General features: G+C 68.9%; 13 protein-coding genes and 1 tRNA gene. 6 read left to right on the top strand and 8 right to left on the bottom strand.

Translation table 11 applies throughout. The features are described 5' to 3' along the window. Nucleotides 1-123: 123 nt before the first annotated feature. A complete protein-coding gene (gene cobA, locus FHD67_RS13320; RefSeq protein WP_139598974.1) occupies nt 124-867 on the top strand; it encodes a uroporphyrinogen-III C-methyltransferase in 744 nt (247 codons plus the stop codon). A gap of 133 nt (nt 868-1,000) precedes the next feature. Beyond that, the gene (locus FHD67_RS13315; RefSeq protein WP_246071297.1) at nt 1,001-4,513 is read left to right on the top strand and encodes a calcium-binding protein; all 3,513 of its coding nucleotides are present in this window, start codon (nt 1,001-1,003) and stop codon (nt 4,511-4,513) included. Here the strand turns inward: FHD67_RS13315 and queG are convergent. The 3 genes from queG to mtgA all read right to left on the bottom strand — a co-directional run bounded on the left by queG (nt 4,510) and on the right by mtgA (nt 7,080). After that, nucleotides 4,510-5,547: a tRNA epoxyqueuosine(34) reductase QueG gene (queG, locus tag FHD67_RS13310; protein ID WP_255352890.1), complete on the bottom strand. Its 1,038-nt coding sequence runs from the start codon at nt 5,545-5,547 to the stop codon at nt 4,510-4,512. The genes FHD67_RS13315 and queG overlap by 4 nt on opposite strands. 49 nt (nt 5,548-5,596) lie before the next feature. Next, complete coding sequence (gene fzlA, locus FHD67_RS13305) at nt 5,597-6,283, bottom strand: FtsZ-binding protein FzlA (protein WP_045982541.1); 687 nt, start codon at nt 6,281-6,283, stop codon at nt 5,597-5,599. A gap of 77 nt (nt 6,284-6,360) precedes the next feature. Further along, entirely contained in the window at nt 6,361-7,080 is a 720-nt protein-coding gene (gene mtgA, locus FHD67_RS13300) for a monofunctional biosynthetic peptidoglycan transglycosylase (protein WP_064503569.1), read from the bottom strand. On the opposite strand from mtgA, the gene FHD67_RS13295 reads away from it, so the two are divergent. Then, a complete protein-coding gene (locus FHD67_RS13295) occupies nt 7,072-7,512 on the top strand; it encodes an MliC family protein (RefSeq protein WP_084693875.1) in 441 nt (146 codons plus the stop codon). The two genes, mtgA and FHD67_RS13295, sit on opposite strands and share 9 nt — an antisense overlap. Nucleotides 7,513-7,549: 37 nt before the next feature. On the opposite strand, the gene gltB is transcribed toward FHD67_RS13295, so the two are convergent. From gltB to FHD67_RS13270, 5 genes are all read right to left on the bottom strand, one after another. Beyond that, entirely contained in the window at nt 7,550-12,082 is a 4,533-nt protein-coding gene (gltB, locus tag FHD67_RS13290) for a glutamate synthase large subunit (protein WP_176695132.1), read from the bottom strand. Nucleotides 12,083-12,084: 2 nt separating this feature from the next. Continuing rightward, entirely contained in the window at nt 12,085-12,879 is a 795-nt protein-coding gene (locus FHD67_RS13285) for a hypothetical protein (RefSeq protein WP_139598972.1), read from the bottom strand. A 10-nt stretch (nt 12,880-12,889) separates the two neighbouring features. Next, a complete protein-coding gene (locus tag FHD67_RS13280) occupies nt 12,890-14,374 on the bottom strand; it encodes an NAD(P)-dependent oxidoreductase (RefSeq protein ID WP_045982537.1) in 1,485 nt (494 codons plus the stop codon). A gap of 150 nt (nt 14,375-14,524) precedes the next feature. Beyond that, entirely contained in the window at nt 14,525-15,328 is an 804-nt protein-coding gene (locus FHD67_RS13275; protein ID WP_139598971.1) for an undecaprenyl-diphosphate phosphatase, read from the bottom strand. After that, complete coding sequence (locus FHD67_RS13270) at nt 15,328-16,311, bottom strand: complex I NDUFA9 subunit family protein (RefSeq protein ID WP_139598970.1); 984 nt, start codon at nt 16,309-16,311, stop codon at nt 15,328-15,330. Before FHD67_RS13270 ends, FHD67_RS13275 begins: the two co-directional genes overlap by 1 nt. A gap of 197 nt (nt 16,312-16,508) precedes the next feature. Here FHD67_RS13270 and FHD67_RS13265 point away from each other — a divergent pair. The 3 genes from FHD67_RS13265 to nagA form a co-directional block, all read left to right on the top strand. Beyond that, nucleotides 16,509-16,593, top strand: a tRNA-Leu gene (locus FHD67_RS13265). Nucleotides 16,594-16,715: 122 nt separating this feature from the next. Beyond that, complete coding sequence (locus FHD67_RS13260) at nt 16,716-17,549, top strand: glucosamine kinase nucleotide-binding domain-containing protein (protein ID WP_139598969.1); 834 nt, start codon at nt 16,716-16,718, stop codon at nt 17,547-17,549. Beyond that, the coding region (gene nagA / locus FHD67_RS13255; RefSeq protein WP_139598968.1) for an N-acetylglucosamine-6-phosphate deacetylase at nt 17,546-18,524 on the top strand (979 nt) is incomplete at its 3' end. The genes FHD67_RS13260 and nagA, both read left to right, overlap by 4 nt.

The raw sequence follows: 18,524 nt of genomic DNA, 5'->3' as shown, positions 1-18,524 counted from the left end.
ATCACGCGCCAGCGGCGATATGGTTTCATCGCCCGTGCCGCGCGCAAAGAAAACGCGCGGCATTGTCACACCGGGCCGGGGTGGTATAGCTGAAACCCCGCCCGCCCATAAGGCCCACAGCCCTTGTCCGATCCCAGCTTTCCCCCCGGCTTCGTCTCGCTTGTCTCGGCGGGTCCGGGCGATCCCGACCTGCTGACGCTGAAGGCCGCGCGCAGGCTGGCCCATGCCGACGTGGTGCTGTTCGACGACCTGGCATCCGGGCCGGTGCTGGACCATGCGGGTCCGCAGGCCGACCTGATCGCCGTGGGCAAGCGGGCGGGCCGCCCGTCGGCCAAGCAGGACGCCGTGAACGCGCTGATCGTGCAGCATGCGCAGGCCGGGCGCCGCGTCGTGCGCCTGAAGTCGGGCGACAGCGGCATCTTCGGCCGGCTGGAGGAGGAGTTGGTGGCCCTGACCGCCGCCGGCATCCCCTGGGAGATCGTGCCCGGCGTCACCTCGGCCAGTGCCGCGGCGGCGGCGATGGGCATGCCGCTGACCCGGCGCCTGACCGCGCGGCGGGTGCAGTTCGTGACCGGTGCCGACATCACCGGCCAGCTGCCCGGCGACATCAACTGGGCCGCGCTGGCCGACCCGCTGACCACGACCGTGGTCTTCATGGGCCAGCGCAGCTTTCCCAAGATGGCGCAGGGGTTGATCGACCACGGCCTGCCCCCCGACACCCCCGCCCTGCTGGCCGAGGCCGTTGGCCATCCCGGCCAGCGCCTGCTGCCCGGAACGGTGTCGTCGCTGGCCGATCTTCTGTCGCGCGACGGGCCGGCCAGCCAGCCGGGGCTGATCCTCTATGGACCGCTGGCGCTGCCCGCCTGAGGGTTCCCGCCCCGGCGCGGGCCTTTGCCTAAAATGCACGTCAAGCAAGACTGGCCAGGCGGCGCGGTTAAGACCATCTTAACACCTGCCCCCTGTTCCCGGCGCCGATGGCCGGACAACCCGCAGTATTGCCATGATCGTGTATCGCCACGTGACGACCTTTGGCGTCACGGAACAACGCTGGCTGTCCAATCTGACCGACCTCGAGATCGTCGAGGCCGACGGCCGCCTGCTGCTGGTGGCGGCGAACCAGGTCCGGGGCGGGATCAGCACCTATGCAATCAGCGACCCCGCGGCCCCCATCACCATGCTGCGCACCCGCCCCTATCTGGCCGACTTCACCTATCAGGGACCGCCGCAGATCACCGCGATCCACATGGGTGGCGACACGCTGATCCATGTGGGCCAGATGGGCGGGGCCAGCAACCTGGGCGTGACGCTGCGCGGCGACATCGGGGCGATGTCGACCTTTGGCTGGCTGTTCGGCACCAGCCTGGGTCCGCAGGTGACGGCCCTGGGCCAGGTGGACACGGGCCAGGCGCAGGTGCTGTATTCGGCGCAGGGCGGCGGGCTGACGCTGACCACCCACCGGATGGGCGCGGACGGCGCGCTGGTCCGGGCAGGCCAGGCCACCATTGCCACCCCGGCGGGCACGACCGACGCGAACCTGGACAAGATCACCGATGTCAGCGTGGACGGGCAGCGGATCCTGATCTCGATCTCGGGGAACGGGAACTTCATCGCGACGCATCTGGTGTCGGCGTCGGGCGCGCTGACGCCGGGCATGGTGCACGGCGCGGACCGCGGCACCGGCTATGACGTGCCATCCGACGTGGATGCGGTGCAGTTCGGCGGCCGCACCTATGTGGTGATGGCGGCGACAGGGTCCGGGACGCTGACCGTGTTCCGCCTGACCGCCGACGGGCGGCTGACCACCGTCGATCACGTCCTGGACGAGGGGACGACCCGGTTCCAGAACGCCACCGCGCTGGAGACCGTGGTCCTGGGCGGGCGGGCCTTCGTCTTTGCGGGCGGGGCCGATGACGGGATCAGCGTGTTCACCATGCTGCCCGACGGGCGGCTGCTGCACCTGACCACCATCATCGACACCGACGCGATGACCCTGGCCGATGTCACCGACATCGAGGCGCGGGTGATCGACGGCCGCATCCTGCTGTTCGTCGGTTCCGGGACCGAGACGGGCGTGACGCAACTGGTCTTCGAGCCCGGCCCGATCGGGGCCACGGCCACGGCGGGAGCGGGCACCGCGCGTGGCGGCACCGGGGGCGACCTGCTGGTCGCCGGCGCCGCCACCACCCGGATCGAGGGGGGCGACGGCAACGACATCCTGGTCGCGGGCGCGGGCCCGGTGACCCTGATGGGCGGCGCGGGGGCCGACATCTTCGTGCCGTCGCGGGTGACCGGGCGGATCACCATCCTGGACTATGACCCCGCGGTGGACCGGCTGGACATGTCGATGCTGGGCAACATCCGCAGTGTCTGGCAGCTGCGCTTCATCCCCACGGCGAACGGGGTGATGATCATCTATGGCGACACCATCCTGGACATCACCACCCGCACCGGGCGCGGCCTGACCGCGGCCGATTTCTCGAACGCGCTGTTCCCGGTGGGCCACTATCTGGCACCCGAGACCGACCCCGTGGTGACGCCCCCCGTCCCGCCCCCCTCGACCGAGGCGCTGTGGATCTTCGGTACGGCGGACGCCAATCACCTGATCGGCGGCGCCCGGCGCGAACAGATCATGGCCGGGTCGGGCAACGACACCGTCTCCGGCGGCGCGGGCGACGACACCTTGCGCGGAGAGGCGGGCAACGACTATCTGCGCGGCGGCGACGGCCATGACAGCCTGCATGGCGGCCCGGGCCGCGACACGCTGTTCGGGGATGCGGGCGACGACCTGCTGCACGGCGACGATGACGACGACCTGCTCTATGGCGGCGACGGAACGGACACGCTGCATGGCGATTCGGGCAACGACACGCTGTATGGCGGGGCGGGCAACGATCGGCTGTCGGGGGGCGACGGCAACGACGTGCTGTCCGGCGAGGTGGGCAACGACTGGCTGGAGGATCTGTCCGGCAACAACCGCCTTCTGGGCGGGGACGGTGATGACACGCTGATCGCCGGGGCCGGAATCGACTACCTGGACGGCGGCGCAGGCCATGACAGCCTGCAGGCGGGCGACGGGCGCGACACGCTTTTGGGCGGGGATGGCGACGATCGGCTGTTCGGCGATGGCGGCGATGACCTGCTGATCGGCGGGGCGGGCAACGACCACCTGGAGGGGGGCGACGGCACAGACCGCCTGTCAGGCGGCACCGGCCGCGACACCCTGCTGGGCGGGGTCGGCGACGATGTCCTGGAGGGAAACGAGGATGACGACCAGCTCGACGGCGGCGAGGGCAACGACACGCTGTTCGGCGGGACGGGGGGCGACCGCCTGCTGGGCGGTGCCGGGCATGACGTGCTGTGGGGCGGTGACGGCAATGACATGCTGTGGGGCGGCGATGACCAGGACACGTTGTGGGGCGGCTGGGGCTGGGACACGCTGTACGGCGATGGCGGCAACGACGTCCTGAACGGCGAGGGCGGCAATGACATGCTGTTCGGCGGCATGGGCGACGACCGCCTGTTCGGCGGATCCGGCAACGACCGCCTGTTCGGAGAGGACGGCAACGACCTGTTGATCTCGATGGTCGGATGGAACGTGCTGGACGGCGGCACGGGCAATGATACGCTCACCGCGGGGATCGGGCGCGACCGCCTGATCGGCGGGGTGGGCAATGACGTCCTGCAGGGCGGAGCGGGCGACGACACGCTGGATGGCGGGACGGGCAACGACCGCATGAACGGCGGCCCCGGGCATGACCGTATGTTCGGCGGCACGGGGTTCGACCTGCTGATGGGGGGGGGCGGCAACAACGTCATGTCCGGCGGCATGGGCAACGACACCCTGCTGGGCGGCGGCGGCAACGACTGGATGAACGGCGATCTGGGCAATGATATCCTTCGCGGCGGGGCCGGCAACGACCGCATGTCCGGCGGCGCGGGGGCGGACCGCCTGTTCGGAGAGGCCGGCAACGACCGCATGTTCGGGGATGCGGACGACGACGTCATGGATGGCGGCATCGGGGCGGACTGGCTGGTTGGCGGGCTGGGCAATGACCGCCTGAACGGCGGCTGGCACAACGACACGCTGGACGGGGGCGTGGGCAATGACTGGCTGTCCGGAGGGCCGGGCAACGACCTGCTGCGCGGCGGGCCGGGGTCGGACCGGATGCTGGGCGGGCCGGGCAACGACGTGCTGGTCGGCGGGATGGGCGGCGATGTGATGCAGGGCGGTGCGGGGCGCGACACGTTCCGGTTCTTCGGCGCGATGGACAGCCCGCGCCGGGCCCCCGACCTGATCACCGATTTCCGGACGGGCGAGGATCTGCTGGACCTGCGCGCGATGAACCTGACCTATGCCGGGTCGGGCGGGCATCAGGGCCAGCGATCCCTGCGGTGGGAGCATGTGGGCCAGCAGACGCACCTGCTGATCGACGTGAACGGCGACCGACAGGCCGACATGCTGATCCGGCTGGACGGTCGGCTGTCGCTGGACGGCGACGACTTCCTGCTCTAGCGCGCCAGCCGCGCCGCGGCCCAGGACGCGGCCTCGGCCACGACCGGATCGGCGTCCCCGGTCAGCCCCCGCGCCACGGGTGCCAGCGCGGCGTCGCCGGAATTGCCGATGGCGTACAGCACGTTCCGGACAAAGCGGTCGCGCCCGATCCGCTTGATCGGCGACCCCGAAAACCGCGCCCGGAACGCCGCGTCGTCCAGTCCCGCCAGCTCCGCCAGCGGCGGCGCATCGATGATCCCCCGATAGCGCATCTCGGAGCCTGCCTGCGCGAACTTGTTCCACGGACAGACCGCCAGGCAATCGTCGCAGCCATAGATCCGGTTGCCCATCAGCGCCCGCAGGTCGGGGTCCACCGGCCCCTTGTGCTCAATCGTCAGGTAGGAGATGCAGCGCCGCGCATCCAGCTGATAGGGCGCAGGAAAGGCCCCGGTCGGACAGACGTCCAGACAGGCGCGACAGGACCCGCAATGACTGACCTGCGGCGCGTCCGGTGGCAGCGGCATGGTCGTGAAGATCGCGCCCAGAAAGAACCAACTGCCCAGATCGCGCGACAAAAGGTTGGTGTGCTTGCCCTGCCAGCCCAGGCCCGCGGCCTGCGCCAGGGGCTTTTCCATCACCGGCGCGGTGTCGACAAAGACCTTGATCTGGTGCCCCGGCTCGGGCGCCGTTTCCAGCATCCAGCGCCCCAACCGCTTCAGCCGCTTCTTGACCAGATCGTGATAATCGCGCCCCTGCGCATAGACGCTGACAGCGGCGCGGTCGCGCTGATCCAGCACCGCCAGCGGATCGCCCTCGGGGGTGTACAGCTCGGCCAGCATCACCACCGACCGCGCCTCGGGCCACAGCGCCGCCGGATCGCCGCGCCAGCTCATGCGTTCGGCCATCCAGCCCATCTGCCCGTGCCGCCCCTGGGCCACGAAATCCGCCAGCCGCCCGGCCAGCTCCGGCACGCCGTCCGGGCGCATGACGCCCATCGCGGCAAATCCCACCGCGCGCGCCTCGGCCTGAATCCGGGCCTTCTGCTTTGCCCAAATACCCCGGGGGGGATCGCCGCCAGGCGATGGGGGGCTGGCCCCCCCGCCCTCAGCCGAAGTCAAGCTCGGCATAATGCGGCGCAGGATGGATGCCCGGCACCTGGTCGGCCAAGACCGACCGGAACGCGGGGCGGGACTTGATGGTCGCATACCAGTCGCGCAGACCCTCGGACCGGTCCCAATCCACGTCCGAGATGTAATCCAGGCACGAGAAATGCGCGGCCGCAGTGAAATCCGCCAGGCTCAGCGTGTTGCCCGCCAGCCAGCGCCGCGTCTCCAGCAGGGACGACAGATAGTCAATGTGGTCCTTGACCGCGCGCAGCCCATCCTTGACCACGCGGCTGTCGGGATACCCCGACCGGGTGATCTTCTTCCAGACGCGCTCGTTCAGGATGGGCTGGGTGACCTCGGTGTGGAACTTGTCGTCGAACCAGGCGCACAGGCGGCGCACCTCGTGGCGCTCCAGCGGGGTCTGCGGCATCAGCGACGGGGCGGGCACCGCCTCGTCCAGGTATTCGATGATCGCCTGGCTTTCCGCCAGCAGGTTGCCGCGATAGCGCAGCACCGGCAGCTTGCCCGCCGGATTGCGGCGCTTCAGATCGGGCGATCCCTCCCAGTACCGCTCCTCGACCAGTTCGACCTCGATCTTCTTCTCGGCCAGGACCAGCCGCACCTTGCGGCAGAACGGGGACAGGGCGGTGTGGTACAGTCGCGTGGTCTGCGTGTTGGTGTTCATGGCTGCTCGAGACCTTCTTCTTATTGTCGCAACGCCCCGTTGATACGCCCCGACCCCGCCGCTTTCAACCGCAGCCCTCAGAAGCAGGCGGCCCGCCCGTCCCGCGCGATCGTCTCTGCCCCGTCCAGGATGGCCCGCGACCGCGCCGACGGCCCCGACGGGCTGCGCTGGCGCGGGTTGGGCAGGACGGCGGCCAGGCGCGCGGCCTGCACGGGGGTCAGCCGGTCGGGGGTGGTGCCGAAATGGTCGCGCGCCGCGGCATGGATGCCGAAGATGCCCGGCCCGAATTCGGCCAGGTTAAGATAGACCTCAAGGATGCGGGCCTTGGACCACAAGGCCTCGATCTGCGGCGTCAGGATCGTTTCGGCGGCCTTGCGCGGCCAGCTGCGCGTCTGCCACAGGAACGCGTTCTTGGCGGTCTGCTGTGTGATCGTGGACGCCCCCCGCGACGACCCCGACGCGACCACCTTGCGGATCTCGACCATGTCGAAACCCCAGTGGCTGCAGAAATTCGCGTCCTCGGCCGCGACCACCGCACGGCGCATCACGGGGGCGATGTCCGCCAGCCGCGTCCATTCGCGCGGGGTCAGCGGGTGCTGGCGCGCGGCGCCGACCATCGTCCAGGTATGCGGCGGGTTCACGACGCCATAGATCGCCACCGACCCCAGCATCACCAGCACCGCCCGCAGCGCCAGAAAGCGCAGCCAGAACATCGGCCTGCCGCGCCTGCGGGCGGATCGGGCCGGTTCGGTCTTGGGGGGGTGGGCGCGGCGCAGGATCATGCCCGCATGTCTCATGGTGCGGCGCTTTGCGTCAAGCGCACCTTGCCAGCCGCGCGGCCCCGCGCCACCCTGCCCGCGAACAACCGCCCCGAGGATGCCATGACCCGACATGCCGCGCCGATCCTGCCCCTGCTGCTGGCCCTTGCCGCCCCCGCGCTGGCACAGCCGATGCTGTCCCTGCCGCTGGCGCCCGATGCCACCATGACCAGCGTCACGCATGATTGCGACGACGGGCGTCAGGTGGCGGCGACCTATGTGACGTCGGGGGACGATGCCTTGGCGCTGGTCACGCTGGAGGACGGCCCGCGGATCTTCGTCAACGTGATCGCGGCATCGGGTGCGCGCTATGTCTCCGGGGCGCTGGAATGGTGGACCAAGGGCGACCAGGTGACGTTCATCGACGCCATGTCGGACGCGGACCCCGTCACCTGCACCGCCCGGCCCTAAAACGCAGCGCGGCCCCGCAAGGGGGCCGCGCCGGATGTCATTCCGCGGGAACCGCGCGGGTCTGGTCCACCGCCTCGATGGGGTGGGACAGGTGCTGCAGCATCTCCTTGGGGCAGACCTGCAGGAAGTTGCCCTTCTCGCGGTCCCAGTTCGACAGGATCTCGTCGGCGCGACGCGATCCGGTCTCCTTGAGGTGCCGTTCGATCAGGCCCTTCAGCTGATCCTCCCAGTGGTCCTGGGTCACGGCGCACATCACCAGCGTTTCCGGGTTGATGTAGTCGCGCGCCAGCCCCTCGGGGTCGTACAGATAGGCCATCCCCCCGGTCATGCCCGCACCGAAGTTCGCGCCGATCCGACCCAGGATGACGGCCACGCCGCCGGTCATGTATTCGCAGCCGTTCGACCCGCAGCCCTCGATCACCACGCTTGCACCGCTGTTGCGGACCGCAAAGCGTTCGCCCGCACGGCCCGCCGCGAACAGATGCCCGTTCGTCGCGCCATAGAGGACCGTGTTGCCGATGATCGTGTTGTCGGCCGCGACCAGCGGGCTGGCCATCGGCGGCCGCACCACGATGGTGCCGCCCGACAGACCCTTGCCGACATAGTCGTTGGCATCGCCCGAGACCTCGATCTTCAGCCCCGGGGCCGCGAAGGCACCAAGCGACTGCCCGGCGCTGCCGGTCAGGCGGATCGTCAGGTGGTCGGGCTGCAGGTTGTTGCGCATCCCGAACTTCTGCACGATCAGCGACGACGTGCGCGTCCCGATGGTGCGGTGGGTGTTGCGGACCGCATAGGACAGCTGCATCTTCTCGCCGTCCTCGAAGAAACGGGCGGCGTCCTTGACGATCTCGGCGTCCAGCGTGTCCAGCACGGCATTGCGCGGCTTGGTGCGGTCATAGACGATCTTGTCCGCCCCATCGACGGTGATCAGCAGCGGGTTCAGGTCCAGATCGTCCAGGTTCGCCGCACCCCGGCTGACCTGGGTCAGCAGGTCCGCACGACCGATGATCTCGTCGATCGAGCGCGCCCCGATGGATGCCAGGATCTCGCGCACCTCCTGGGCATAGAAGGTGATCAGGTTCACCACCTTGTCCGCCGACCCGGTGAACATGGCGCGCAGCTTCTCGTCCTGGGTGCAGACGCCTACCGGGCAGGTGTTCGACTGGCACTGGCGGACCATGATGCAACCCATCGCGATCAGCGCGGCGGTGCCGATGCCGTATTCCTCGGCGCCCATCATCGCCGCCATGACGATGTCGCGGCCCGTGCGCAAACCGCCATCGGTGCGCAGCGTCACCCGCTCGCGCAGACGGTTCATGGCCAGGACCTGATGCGCCTCGGTCAGGCCCATCTCCCAGGGAAGACCCGCGAACTTGATCGACGTGGCGGGCGAGGCGCCCGTGCCGCCGTTATGGCCGCTGATCAGGATCACGTCGGCCTTGGCCTTGGCCACGCCCGCCGCGATCGTGCCGACGCCCGACGATGCCACCAGCTTGACGGTGATCTTGGCGCGCGGGTTGATCTGCTTGAGGTCATAGATCAGCTGCGCCAGATCCTCGATCGAATAGATGTCGTGGTGCGGCGGCGGGCTGATCAGCGTCACGCCCGGCGTCGAGTGACGCAGACGCGCGATCAGCTTGGTGACCTTCATGCCGGGCAGCTGGCCGCCCTCGCCGGGCTTGGCACCCTGGGCGACCTTGATCTCCAGTTCCTCGCAGGCGTTCAGGTATTCGGCGGTGACACCGAAGCGGCCCGAGGCGACCTGCTTGATCTTGGCGCAGGGGTTGTCGCCATTGGGCAGCGGATGGCTGTGCGCCGGGTCCTCTCCGCCCTCGCCCGAATCGGACTTTGCGCCGATCCGGTTCATCGCGATGTTCAGCGTCATATGCGCCTCGGGGGACAGCGCCCCCAGCGACATGCCCGGCGTCACGAAGCGCTTGCGGATCGAGGTGATCGATTCGACCTCCTCGATCGGCACCGGCTTGCCGAAGGGCTTGATGTCCAAGAGATCGCGGATGTGGATGGGCGGGTTGGTCCGCATCGTGGCGCTGAACTGCTTCCAGATGTCATAGGACGCCTTTTCGCAGGCCACCTGCAGCAGCTTCATGGTGTTGGCTTCCCAGGCGTGCTTTTCGCCCGTCCGCCGCAGCTTGTAGAAGCCGCCGACCGGCAGCATGTCCACGTTGTCGGTGCGGAAGGCGACCTGGTGCAGCGCCTCCAGCTTGGCCTGCAGCCCGTGCAGGCCGATGCCCGAGATCCGCGACTGCATGCCGGGGAAATATTCGGCGACCATGGCGCGCGACAGGCCCACCGCCTCGAAGTTCAGACCGCCCCGATAGGACGACAGGACCGAGATGCCCATCTTGGCCATGATCTTCAGCAGGCCCGCGTCGATGGCCGTGCGATAGCGGCGCATGTTCTCGACCAGGGTCCCGGTCAGCAGTCCGCGCGCGATCCGGTCGTCGATCGAATCCTGCGCCAGATAGGGGTTCACCGTCGTCGCGCCGCAGCCGATCAGCACCGCAAAGTAATGCGGGTCGATGCATTCCGCCGACCGCACGTTGACCGAACAGAAGGTCCGCAGGCCCTTGCGCGTCAGCCAGGAATGCACCGCGCTGGTCGCCAGGATCATCGGCATCGCGACCCGGCCAGGGCCCTGCGCGTCGTCAGACAGAACCAGATGGCCCGCGCCCGACCGCACGGCATCCTCGGCCTCGGCGCGGATGCGCGCCAGTCCCTCGCCCAGGGCGTCCGGCCCGGCACCTTCGGCAAAGGTGCAGTCGATGACGGTGACGGTGTCGCCGAACATCTTGACCATCTCATCGTATTCGCCGTTGGCGATGAAGGGGCTCTCCAGCACCACGATCTCGGTCTGGGCACTGCTTTCGTCCAGCACGTTCTTGAGGTTGCCGAAGCGTGTCTTCAGCGACATCACCCGCGTCTCGCGCAGGCTGTCGATCGGCGGGTTCGTCACCTGGCTGAAGTTCTGGCGGAAGAAATGGCTCATCGGGCGGTACTGGTTCGACAGGACCGCAGGCGGCGTGTCGTCGCCCATCGACGCGATGGATTCCTTGGCGTCCTCGGCCATCGGGGCCAGGACATGCTCCAGATCCTCATGGGTGAACCCGGCCGCGCTCTGCCGGCGACGCAGGGCGTCGCCCTGGTACCGCACGACCTCGGGCAGGTCGCGCATGATGTCGTTCAGCTCGGTGACCTTCTCGATCCACTCGCCAAAGGGCTGGCTGCCGGCCAGGCGATCCTTGATCTCGGTGTCGTGGTACAGCTTGCCGTCCCACATATCGACCGCGATCATCTGCCCCGGTCCCAACGCGCCCTTCTCGCGCACGCCGGTCTCGTCCACCGGCACCATGCCGACCTCGGAGCCCGCGATCAGCAGGTTGTCACCCGTCACGACATAGCGCATCGGCCGCAGCCCGTTGCGGTCCAGGCCGCCGCAGACCCAACGCCCGTCGGTCATGGCCAGCGCCGCGGGGCCGTCCCACGGCTCCATCACCGCGTTGCAATAGGCGTACATATCCGCCCAGGCCTTGGGCATGTCGGTCGTGGCCTTGGACCAGCTTTCCGGGACCAGCATCGTCTTGGTCATCGGCGCGGACCGCCCGGACCGCACCAGAACCTCGAACACCGCATCCAGCGCCGCCGAATCCGACGACCCGGCGGGCACGATCGGCTTGATGTCCTCGGCCGCGTCGCCGAAGGCCGACGATGCCATGCGGATCTCGTGGCTGCGCAGCCAGTTCAGGTTGCCCTTGAGCGTGTTGATCTCGCCGTTATGGGCCAGCATGCGGAAAGGCTGGGCCAGCCACCATTGCGGGAAGGTGTTGGTGCTGTAACGCTGGTGATAGATCGCAAAGGCCGATTCAAACCGCTCGTCCTTCAGGTCGGGATAGAATTCAGCGACCTGCTCGGCCAGCATCATGCCCTTGTAGATGATCGACCGGCAGGACAGCGAACAGAAATACAGCTCGCGCACCTGCGCCGCGATGGCGGCCTTCTCGATGCGGCGGCGGATGATGTACAGTTCGCGCTCGAAGCGGACTTGGTCGATGTCCTTCTCGCAGCGGATCAGGATCTGCTCGATCTCGGGGCGGGTGGCGTTCGCCTTCTCGCCCAGCACGGCGGTGTTCACCGGCACATGGCGCCAGCCATAGATATAGTGCCCCATCCGCAGGACCTCGGATTCCACGATGGTCCGGCAGGCCTCCTGGGCGGCAAAGTTCGTGCGCGGCAGGAACACCTGGCCGACCGCGATTAGCTTGTTCTGATCGGGTTCGTGGCCCGTGCGGCGCACCTGGTCATAGAAGAACGGCACCGGGATCTGGACGTGGATGCCCGCGCCGTCGCCGGTCTTGCCATCCGCATCCACCGCGCCGCGATGCCAGATGGCCTTCAGCGCGTCGATGCCGTTCTGCACGACCCGGCGGCTGGCCTTGCCGTCCAGATCGACCACGAAGCCCACGCCGCAAGACGAATGCTCGTCCTCCTCGCGGTACAGGCTGTTCTGGTCCATCCATGCGCGGCGGGCTTCTTCCTGTGCTTGCCAGTCCATGGTCATGATGCGGCCCTTTCCTGCGGGATCTGCGTCAGCAACTGATCGCAGTCGAATTGTGGGGTTGTGGAACCGAACCCGGCCTCGCCGGGAAAGGTGAACAGCACGGGGCTGTCGTCGGTCTCGGTCTTGGCGCCGGTCCAGTCGCTGCCGGTCTCGGTCCCGCCATAGAAGCGGTTGAACTCGCGGCTGATGTACTGGCTGCCCTCGCGGGTGATCAGAACCTCGCCGCCGGCGTCGCGGGTGGTCAGCCGGAAGCGGGTCCGTTCCAGTGCCTGGCCATCGATCGTGACGGTCTCTCCGGTCAGGGTGTCGGCGCCCTGGTGGTGCAGGCGCTGGCCGTCATCGGTCTGGGTCCAGAAGTCGAAATCATCGCGCCCCGTGGCCAACAACTCGCTGAAGCTGGCATGGTCGTCGGCCTCCTCGACCAGCCGGTCGATCAGGCCGGACGACATGCTCTGGCTCTCGATCCAGCGGGTCTCGGCGTCGATAGTGGACAGGTGGTACAGGCCCTCGCGCCCGAAATGGGCGCTGTGCTGATAGCCTTCGGGATCGGCATTGCAGGTATAGTACTGGCTGACGGTGCAGCTGCGGTTCTGCACCGTGACGTTCAGCGTGCAGCCTGCGGGCGGCGTGAAGCTGGCCGCCCCCGCCTGCCCCGCCGCCAGCATCCCGCCCGCCAGCACCAGAAGCGTCAACAGGCCCGACATGATCCCGACAGCGGGGACGGCCCGCGCCGCCGCGGCCCCGTGCCGCCGTCCGCACGCTGCACGCCCCGTGTCATGGTGGTGCGCCATCGCCATGCCCCTATTCGGCGGCGATGCGGGCATCGCCCGTCAGGAAGGTCGCGATCGCGTCCGCGGCCTCGCGCCCGTCGCGGATCGCCCAGACGACCAGGCTGGCGCCGCGCACGATGTCGCCCACCGCGAACACGCCGGGGATCGAAGTCTGGTGCGTCTGGAAGTTCGCCTTGATGGTGCCCCACCGCGTGACCTCCAGCCCGTCCACGCCCCACAGCTTGGGCAGGTCCTCGGGTTCGAATCCCAGGGCCTTGATGACCAGGTCGGCGGGTTCGTCGTAATCGGCGCCCTCGATCAGCTCGGGCGACTGGCGGCCGGTGACGTCGGGCTGACCCAGGCGCATCTTCTGGATGCGCACCGAGGCGATCTGCGGCAGGCCGTCGACGTCACGCTCCTGCGCCTCGGCGGCGATGCCGGTCACGTGGCCCGCAAAGGCGCCGGGGGCCGACAGCCAGACGAACTCGACGCCCTCCTCCTCGGCGTTCTGCACCTCGCGCTGGCTCCCCGGCATGTTGGCGCGGTCGCGCCGGTACAGGCACTTGACCGATTGGGCGCCCTGGCGGATGGCCGTGCGCACGCAATCCATGGCCGTGTCGCCGCCGCCGATGACGACGACCCGCTTGCCCTTGGCGTTCAGCTCTCCGTCGTCGAAATCGGGAACGTCGTCGCCGAACTCGACCTTGTTCGAGGCGGTCAGATAGTCGATCGCGCGGACGATCCCGCCGTGATCGGCGTTGTCCAGGTCCAGGTCGCGGGTCTTGTAGACGCCCGTGGCGATCAGCACCGCATCGTGCTTGCCGCGGATCGCGTCAAAGCTGATGTCCTCGCCCACGTTGCAGTTCAGCACGAACTCGACACCGCTGTCCGCCAGCAGCTGGTTGCGGCGCATCACCACGTCCTTCTCCAGCTTGAAGCCGGGGATGCCATAGGTCATCAGCCCGCCCGCGCGGTCATAGCGGTCATAGATCGTGACCTGGAACCCCTGCTTGCGCAGCATGTCCGCCGCTGCCAGGCCGCCCGGCCCGGCTCCGATGATGCCGACCGATTCGGCACGCTCCTGCGCGGGCTTGAAGGGCTGGACCCAGCCGTTGTCCCAGGCGGTGTCGGTGATGTACTTCTCGACCGCGCCGATGGTGACGGTGCCGTGGCCCGACTGCTCGATCACGCAGTTGCCCTCGCACAGGCGGTCCTGGGGACAGATGCGGCCGCAGATCTCGGGGAAGGTGTTGGTGGCCTGGCTGACGCGATAGGCCTCCTCCAGCCGACCCTCGGCGGTCAGACGCAGCCAGTCGGGGATGTTGTTGTGCAGCGGGCAGTGCGACTGGCAATAAGGCACGCCGCACTGGCTGCAGCGGCTGGACTGTTCGGCGGCCTTGGCTGCGGCGAATTCGCGATAGATCTCGTGGAAATCCTCGCTGCGGTCGGCAGCGGCGCGTTTTTCGGGCATCTCGCGCGGGGTCGAGACGAATGTCAGCATCTTCTGCGTGGCCATGGCTGCGCTACCTTCCCTGAAAGGACTTCGGCAACCGCAATAAACCAAGGCTTTTGCGATGAAAAGTCAGCAGTACTGACCTAATCACCACTTTTTTGGTGCGCGGGCCAAGTTTTTGTCCGCACACCCGCGATATTAGGTCAGCATTACTTACATACCCAGTGCAAGTGCCAGCAACGCAAGGCTTCCGACGACGATGCGCCACCATGCGAACAGCCCGTATCCGTGCTGGGACACGTAACCAAGCAGCCAGCGCACCACCACGACGGCGGCCAGAAAGGCGGTGATGAAGCCCACGGCGATGTCGTTGATCGCGCCCGCATCCAGCACCGCGCGATTCTGCCACAGGTCCAGGCTGAAGGCGCCCAGCATCGTGGGCATCGCCAAGAAGAACGAGAATTCGGCGGCCGACCGCTTGTCCGCGCCCATCAGCAGCGCACCGACGATGGTGGCCCCCGACCGCGACACGCCGGGGATCATGGCAAGGCACTGGAACAGGCCGATGCGGAAGGCCATCGACAAAGGAATGTCCTCGGCCCGGGTATAGCGGGGGGTGGCGGCGCGGCGGTCGACCCACAGCAGGACGAAGCCGCCCAGGATCAGCATGACCGCGACCAGCATCGGCGTCTCGAACAGCACCGTCTTGATGAAGCCGTGCGCCATCGCGCCGATCACCGCCGCCGGGGCGAAGGCCAGCAGGACCGCGCCGATGAACCGCCGGGCGACCGGATCGTGGGGCGCGTCGCGCACCACCTGCACCAGCCGGGCGGCGTAAAGGCCCAGGATCGCCAGCAGGGCGCCCAGCTGGATCAGCACCTCGAAGGACCGGGCGGGCGAATCGAAGCCCAGGAAATGACCGGCCAGCAGCAGGTGGCCCGTCGACGACACCGGAATGAACTCGGTCAGGCCCTCGAGAACCCCGAGGGCGGCGGCGACGATCGTGTTGTGGTCCATCAGTGCTCGCGCAGGTTCTTGGCGGACCGCTTGATCGAATCGTACTGGCCCGACGGGCGGAAGCACACCAGATAGTCGTCCAGAACGGACCCGGCCGCCGTGGGCACGATGCCCAGATCCGCGAAACCGCGGGCGCCGGGCGTGACGACGTTGTCCTTGCGCAGCAGGGCCAGCTGGTCGCGGCTCAGCGGGCTGGTGAACAGGCCGCCGGTGACCGCCTGCGCCACGCCCATCGCGGCCGATGCCAGTCGCGCGATCGGGAACGGCAGGTTCACCACCGCGCGGCGGCGGTGGACGGCGGACAGCACCTGCCCCACGATCTGGCGGGTGGTCAGGATCTCGGGGCCGCCCAGCTCATAGATGCCGGGGGCGGCGGTGCCAGTGGCGCCCATCACCGCCGCGCGGGCGACGTCGCCCACGAAAACCGGCTGCATCCGGGTGTTGCCGCCCACGATGGGCATCACCGGCCCCATCCGCGACATGCCCGCAAAGCGGTTGTAGAAATTGTCGTCGGCACCGAAGATCACCGACGGGCGCAGCACGACCGCATCGGGACGCGCGGCCAGCACCGCGGCCTCGCCCCGCGATTTCGACGCGATGTACGTGCTGTCCGATTCGGGATCGATCCCCAGGCCCGAGATATGGACCAGCCGCGCGACGCCCATCTCCGCCGACAGGCGGGCGATGTTGTCGGCGCCGGTCTCGAACACGGTCTTGAAAGTGCTCTTGCCCTGCGCGTTCAGGATGTTGACGCAGTTGATCGCGGCATCCGCCCCGGTCAGGGCAGCCCGGACAGAGTTTTCGTCGCGGATGTTGCACATGACGGGGACGACCTGCCCGACCGCGCCATAGGTGCGGGTGAACAGCGCCTCGTCGGGGCGGCGGACGGCTATGCGGACGCGCCAGCCCTCCTTGGCCATCAGCCGGGCCACCTGCCGGCCGACAAAGCCCGATCCGCCAAAGATCGTGACCAGTTTCGCCATGGGCGTCTCGCCTCCCTCTGATAGGCCGAATGTCGCGTGATCCTTACCCCCGACGCGCGTTCCGGGCAAGGCTGCGCAGGGTCGCGGGCAGCTTCGCGCACCGCCTTGGCAGGTCTTGGCAAAAAACTGTCGAAAAACTTTCACGACCCCCATTGACGCCCCCCCGCACTCGCTTTAATCAGCCGCTCATACCACCTGCCCAGGTGGCGGAATTGGTAGACGCGCACGGTTCAGGTCCGTGTGCCGCAAGGTGTGGAGGTTCGAGTCCTCTCCTGGGCACCAAAAACAAAACCCCCGAAAACCTCGTGTTTTCGGGGGTTTTGCTTGTCCGGCGGGACGATCCGACCTTGGGGCTTTTCATTTCCGCGCTGGTCGCGTTCCCTCTGGCGAAACATGGGGACGTGATGAGCTTGTATCTGGGGATCGACGGGGGCGGCACGGGCTGCCGGGCAGCCATTGCCGATGCGGCGGGCCGCGTGCTGGGCCGCGGTCAGGGCGGGCCGGCAAACATCAATTCCGATCCATTCGGCGCGGTGACCAGCGTGCTGGCCGCGGCGACGGCGGCGATGGCTCAGGCCGGGGCCTCGCCTGCGGACCTGACCGCGGTGCTGGGCCTGGCCGGGGGCGGCATGCAGGACGCGGCCCGCGCGATGCAGGCGCGCCTGCCCTTCGCGCGCAGCCTGGTGGTGAACGATGCCGTCACTGCCGCGCGTGGCGCGCTTGGCGCGGATGACGGCATCCTGGTCGCGGTGGGCACCGGGTCGGTGCTGGCGGTCCAGCGCGGCGGCCATCTGCGCCAGATCGGGGGGCGCGGCTTTCTGATGGGGGACGAGGGCAGCGGTGCCGTCCTGGGCCGCACCCTGCTGGCGCGGGCGATGCGGGCGGGCGACGGGCTGGTCCCGGACACGCCCCTGCTATCCGCGCTGCGCGACGAATTCGGTGGGTTCGAGGGGATCATCGCCTTCGGCACCAGCGCCGCGCCTGCGCGCTTTGCGGAACTGGCCCCGCGCCTGGTCGCCTCGGACGATCCCGCGGCCCGCGCGATTCTGGACCAGGCGGTGGCCCAGATCGGCGACGCGGTGCGCGTGCTGCAGGATGGCGACCGCCTGCCAGTGGTCTGCACCGGCGGGCTGGGCCCCTTCTATGCCGCGGCGCTGGCGGCGGACTGGCCCGTTGTTCCCGCCCGCGGCACCGGCGTGGACGGTGCGCTGGACATGGCACGGGCCTGGGCGCCATGACCCTGCAGACCCTGGCCGCCACCACCCTGTTCGATGGCGCGCAGCTGCTGGACGACATGGCGGTGATCCTGCGCGACGGGGTGATCGAGGCCATCGTGCCGCGCCCGGCAGGCGTGGTTCCGATGCCCGGCATCCTGGCCCCCGGTTTCGTCGACCTGCAGGTGAACGGCGGCGCCGGGCTGATGGTCGGCGCAGGAACCGACGCCGCAACCTTGGCGCGCATCTGCGCGGTGCATCGCGATCTGGGCTGCGCGGGCATCCTGCCGACGCTGATCACCGACGGACCCGAGGTCACGGCCCGCGTGCTGGCCGCCGGGATCGCCACCGCCCGCGTCGACACGCCGGGCTTTCTGGGCCTGCACCTGGAGGGGCCGCATCTGGACCCGCGCCGCGCCGGGGCGCATGACGCAGCCCTGATCCGCCCGATGACCGATGACGACATGGCCGCCCTGATCGCCGCCCGCGCGGACCTGCCCGCGCTGATGGTGACCCTGGCCCCCGAGGCCGCCACCCCCGCCCAGATCGCCGCCCTGACCGCGGAGGGGATCATCGTCAGCCTTGGCCACAGCGACTGCACGCTGGACCAGGCGCAGGCGGCCTTTGCGGCGGGGGCGCGCTGCGCCACGCATCTGTTCAACGCCATGAGCCCGCTTGGCCACCGCCAGCCCGGCCTGGTCGGCGCGGTCCTGTCGGGCGATGCGCAGGCCGGGATCATCGCGGACGGCACCCATGTCGACCCGGCGGCGCTGCGCATCGCGCTGCGCGCACGGCCTGGGGGGTTGTTCCTGGTCAGCGACTGCATGGCGGTCGCGGGCACCACGCAGACCGAATTTCCGTTGCAGGGCCGCCGCATCCTGCGGCGCGACGGGCGGCTGACGCTGGCGGACGGCACGTTGGCCGGCGCGGACCTGCGGCTGGACCGCGCGGTGCGCGTCGCGGTGGCGGCGGGCGCGGACCCGGCGCAGGCGCTGGCGA

Origin of the sequence: Paracoccus haeundaensis (genome assembly GCF_006239215.1) — a bacterium.
Lineage (GTDB): Bacteria > Pseudomonadota > Alphaproteobacteria > Rhodobacterales > Rhodobacteraceae > Paracoccus > Paracoccus marcusii.
This window is presented reverse-complemented; position numbering and strand designations above follow the sequence as displayed.

Bases quoted from the DNA above. Each gene is read 5' to 3' on its own strand.
- FHD67_RS13315 (WP_246071297.1), top strand. From the start codon at position 1,001: ATGATCGTGTATCGCCACGTGACGACCTTTGGCGTCACGGAACAACGC.
- gltB (WP_176695132.1), bottom strand. From the start codon at position 12,082: ATGGACTGGCAAGCACAGGAAGAAGCCCGCCGCGCATGGATGGACCAG.
- FHD67_RS13295 (WP_084693875.1), top strand. From the start codon at position 7,072: ATGTCTCATGGTGCGGCGCTTTGCGTCAAGCGCACCTTGCCAGCCGCG.
- FHD67_RS13275 (WP_139598971.1), bottom strand. From the start codon at position 15,328: ATGGACCACAACACGATCGTCGCCGCCGCCCTCGGGGTTCTCGAGGGC.
- FHD67_RS13285 (WP_139598972.1), bottom strand. From the start codon at position 12,879: ATGGCGCACCACCATGACACGGGGCGTGCAGCGTGCGGACGGCGGCAC.
- mtgA (WP_064503569.1), bottom strand. From the start codon at position 7,080: ATGAGACATGCGGGCATGATCCTGCGCCGCGCCCACCCCCCCAAGACC.
- FHD67_RS13260 (WP_139598969.1), top strand. From the start codon at position 16,716: ATGAGCTTGTATCTGGGGATCGACGGGGGCGGCACGGGCTGCCGGGCA.
- FHD67_RS13270 (WP_139598970.1), bottom strand. From the start codon at position 16,311: ATGGCGAAACTGGTCACGATCTTTGGCGGATCGGGCTTTGTCGGCCGG.
- FHD67_RS13280 (WP_045982537.1), bottom strand. From the start codon at position 14,374: ATGGCCACGCAGAAGATGCTGACATTCGTCTCGACCCCGCGCGAGATG.
- fzlA (WP_045982541.1), bottom strand. From the start codon at position 6,283: ATGAACACCAACACGCAGACCACGCGACTGTACCACACCGCCCTGTCC.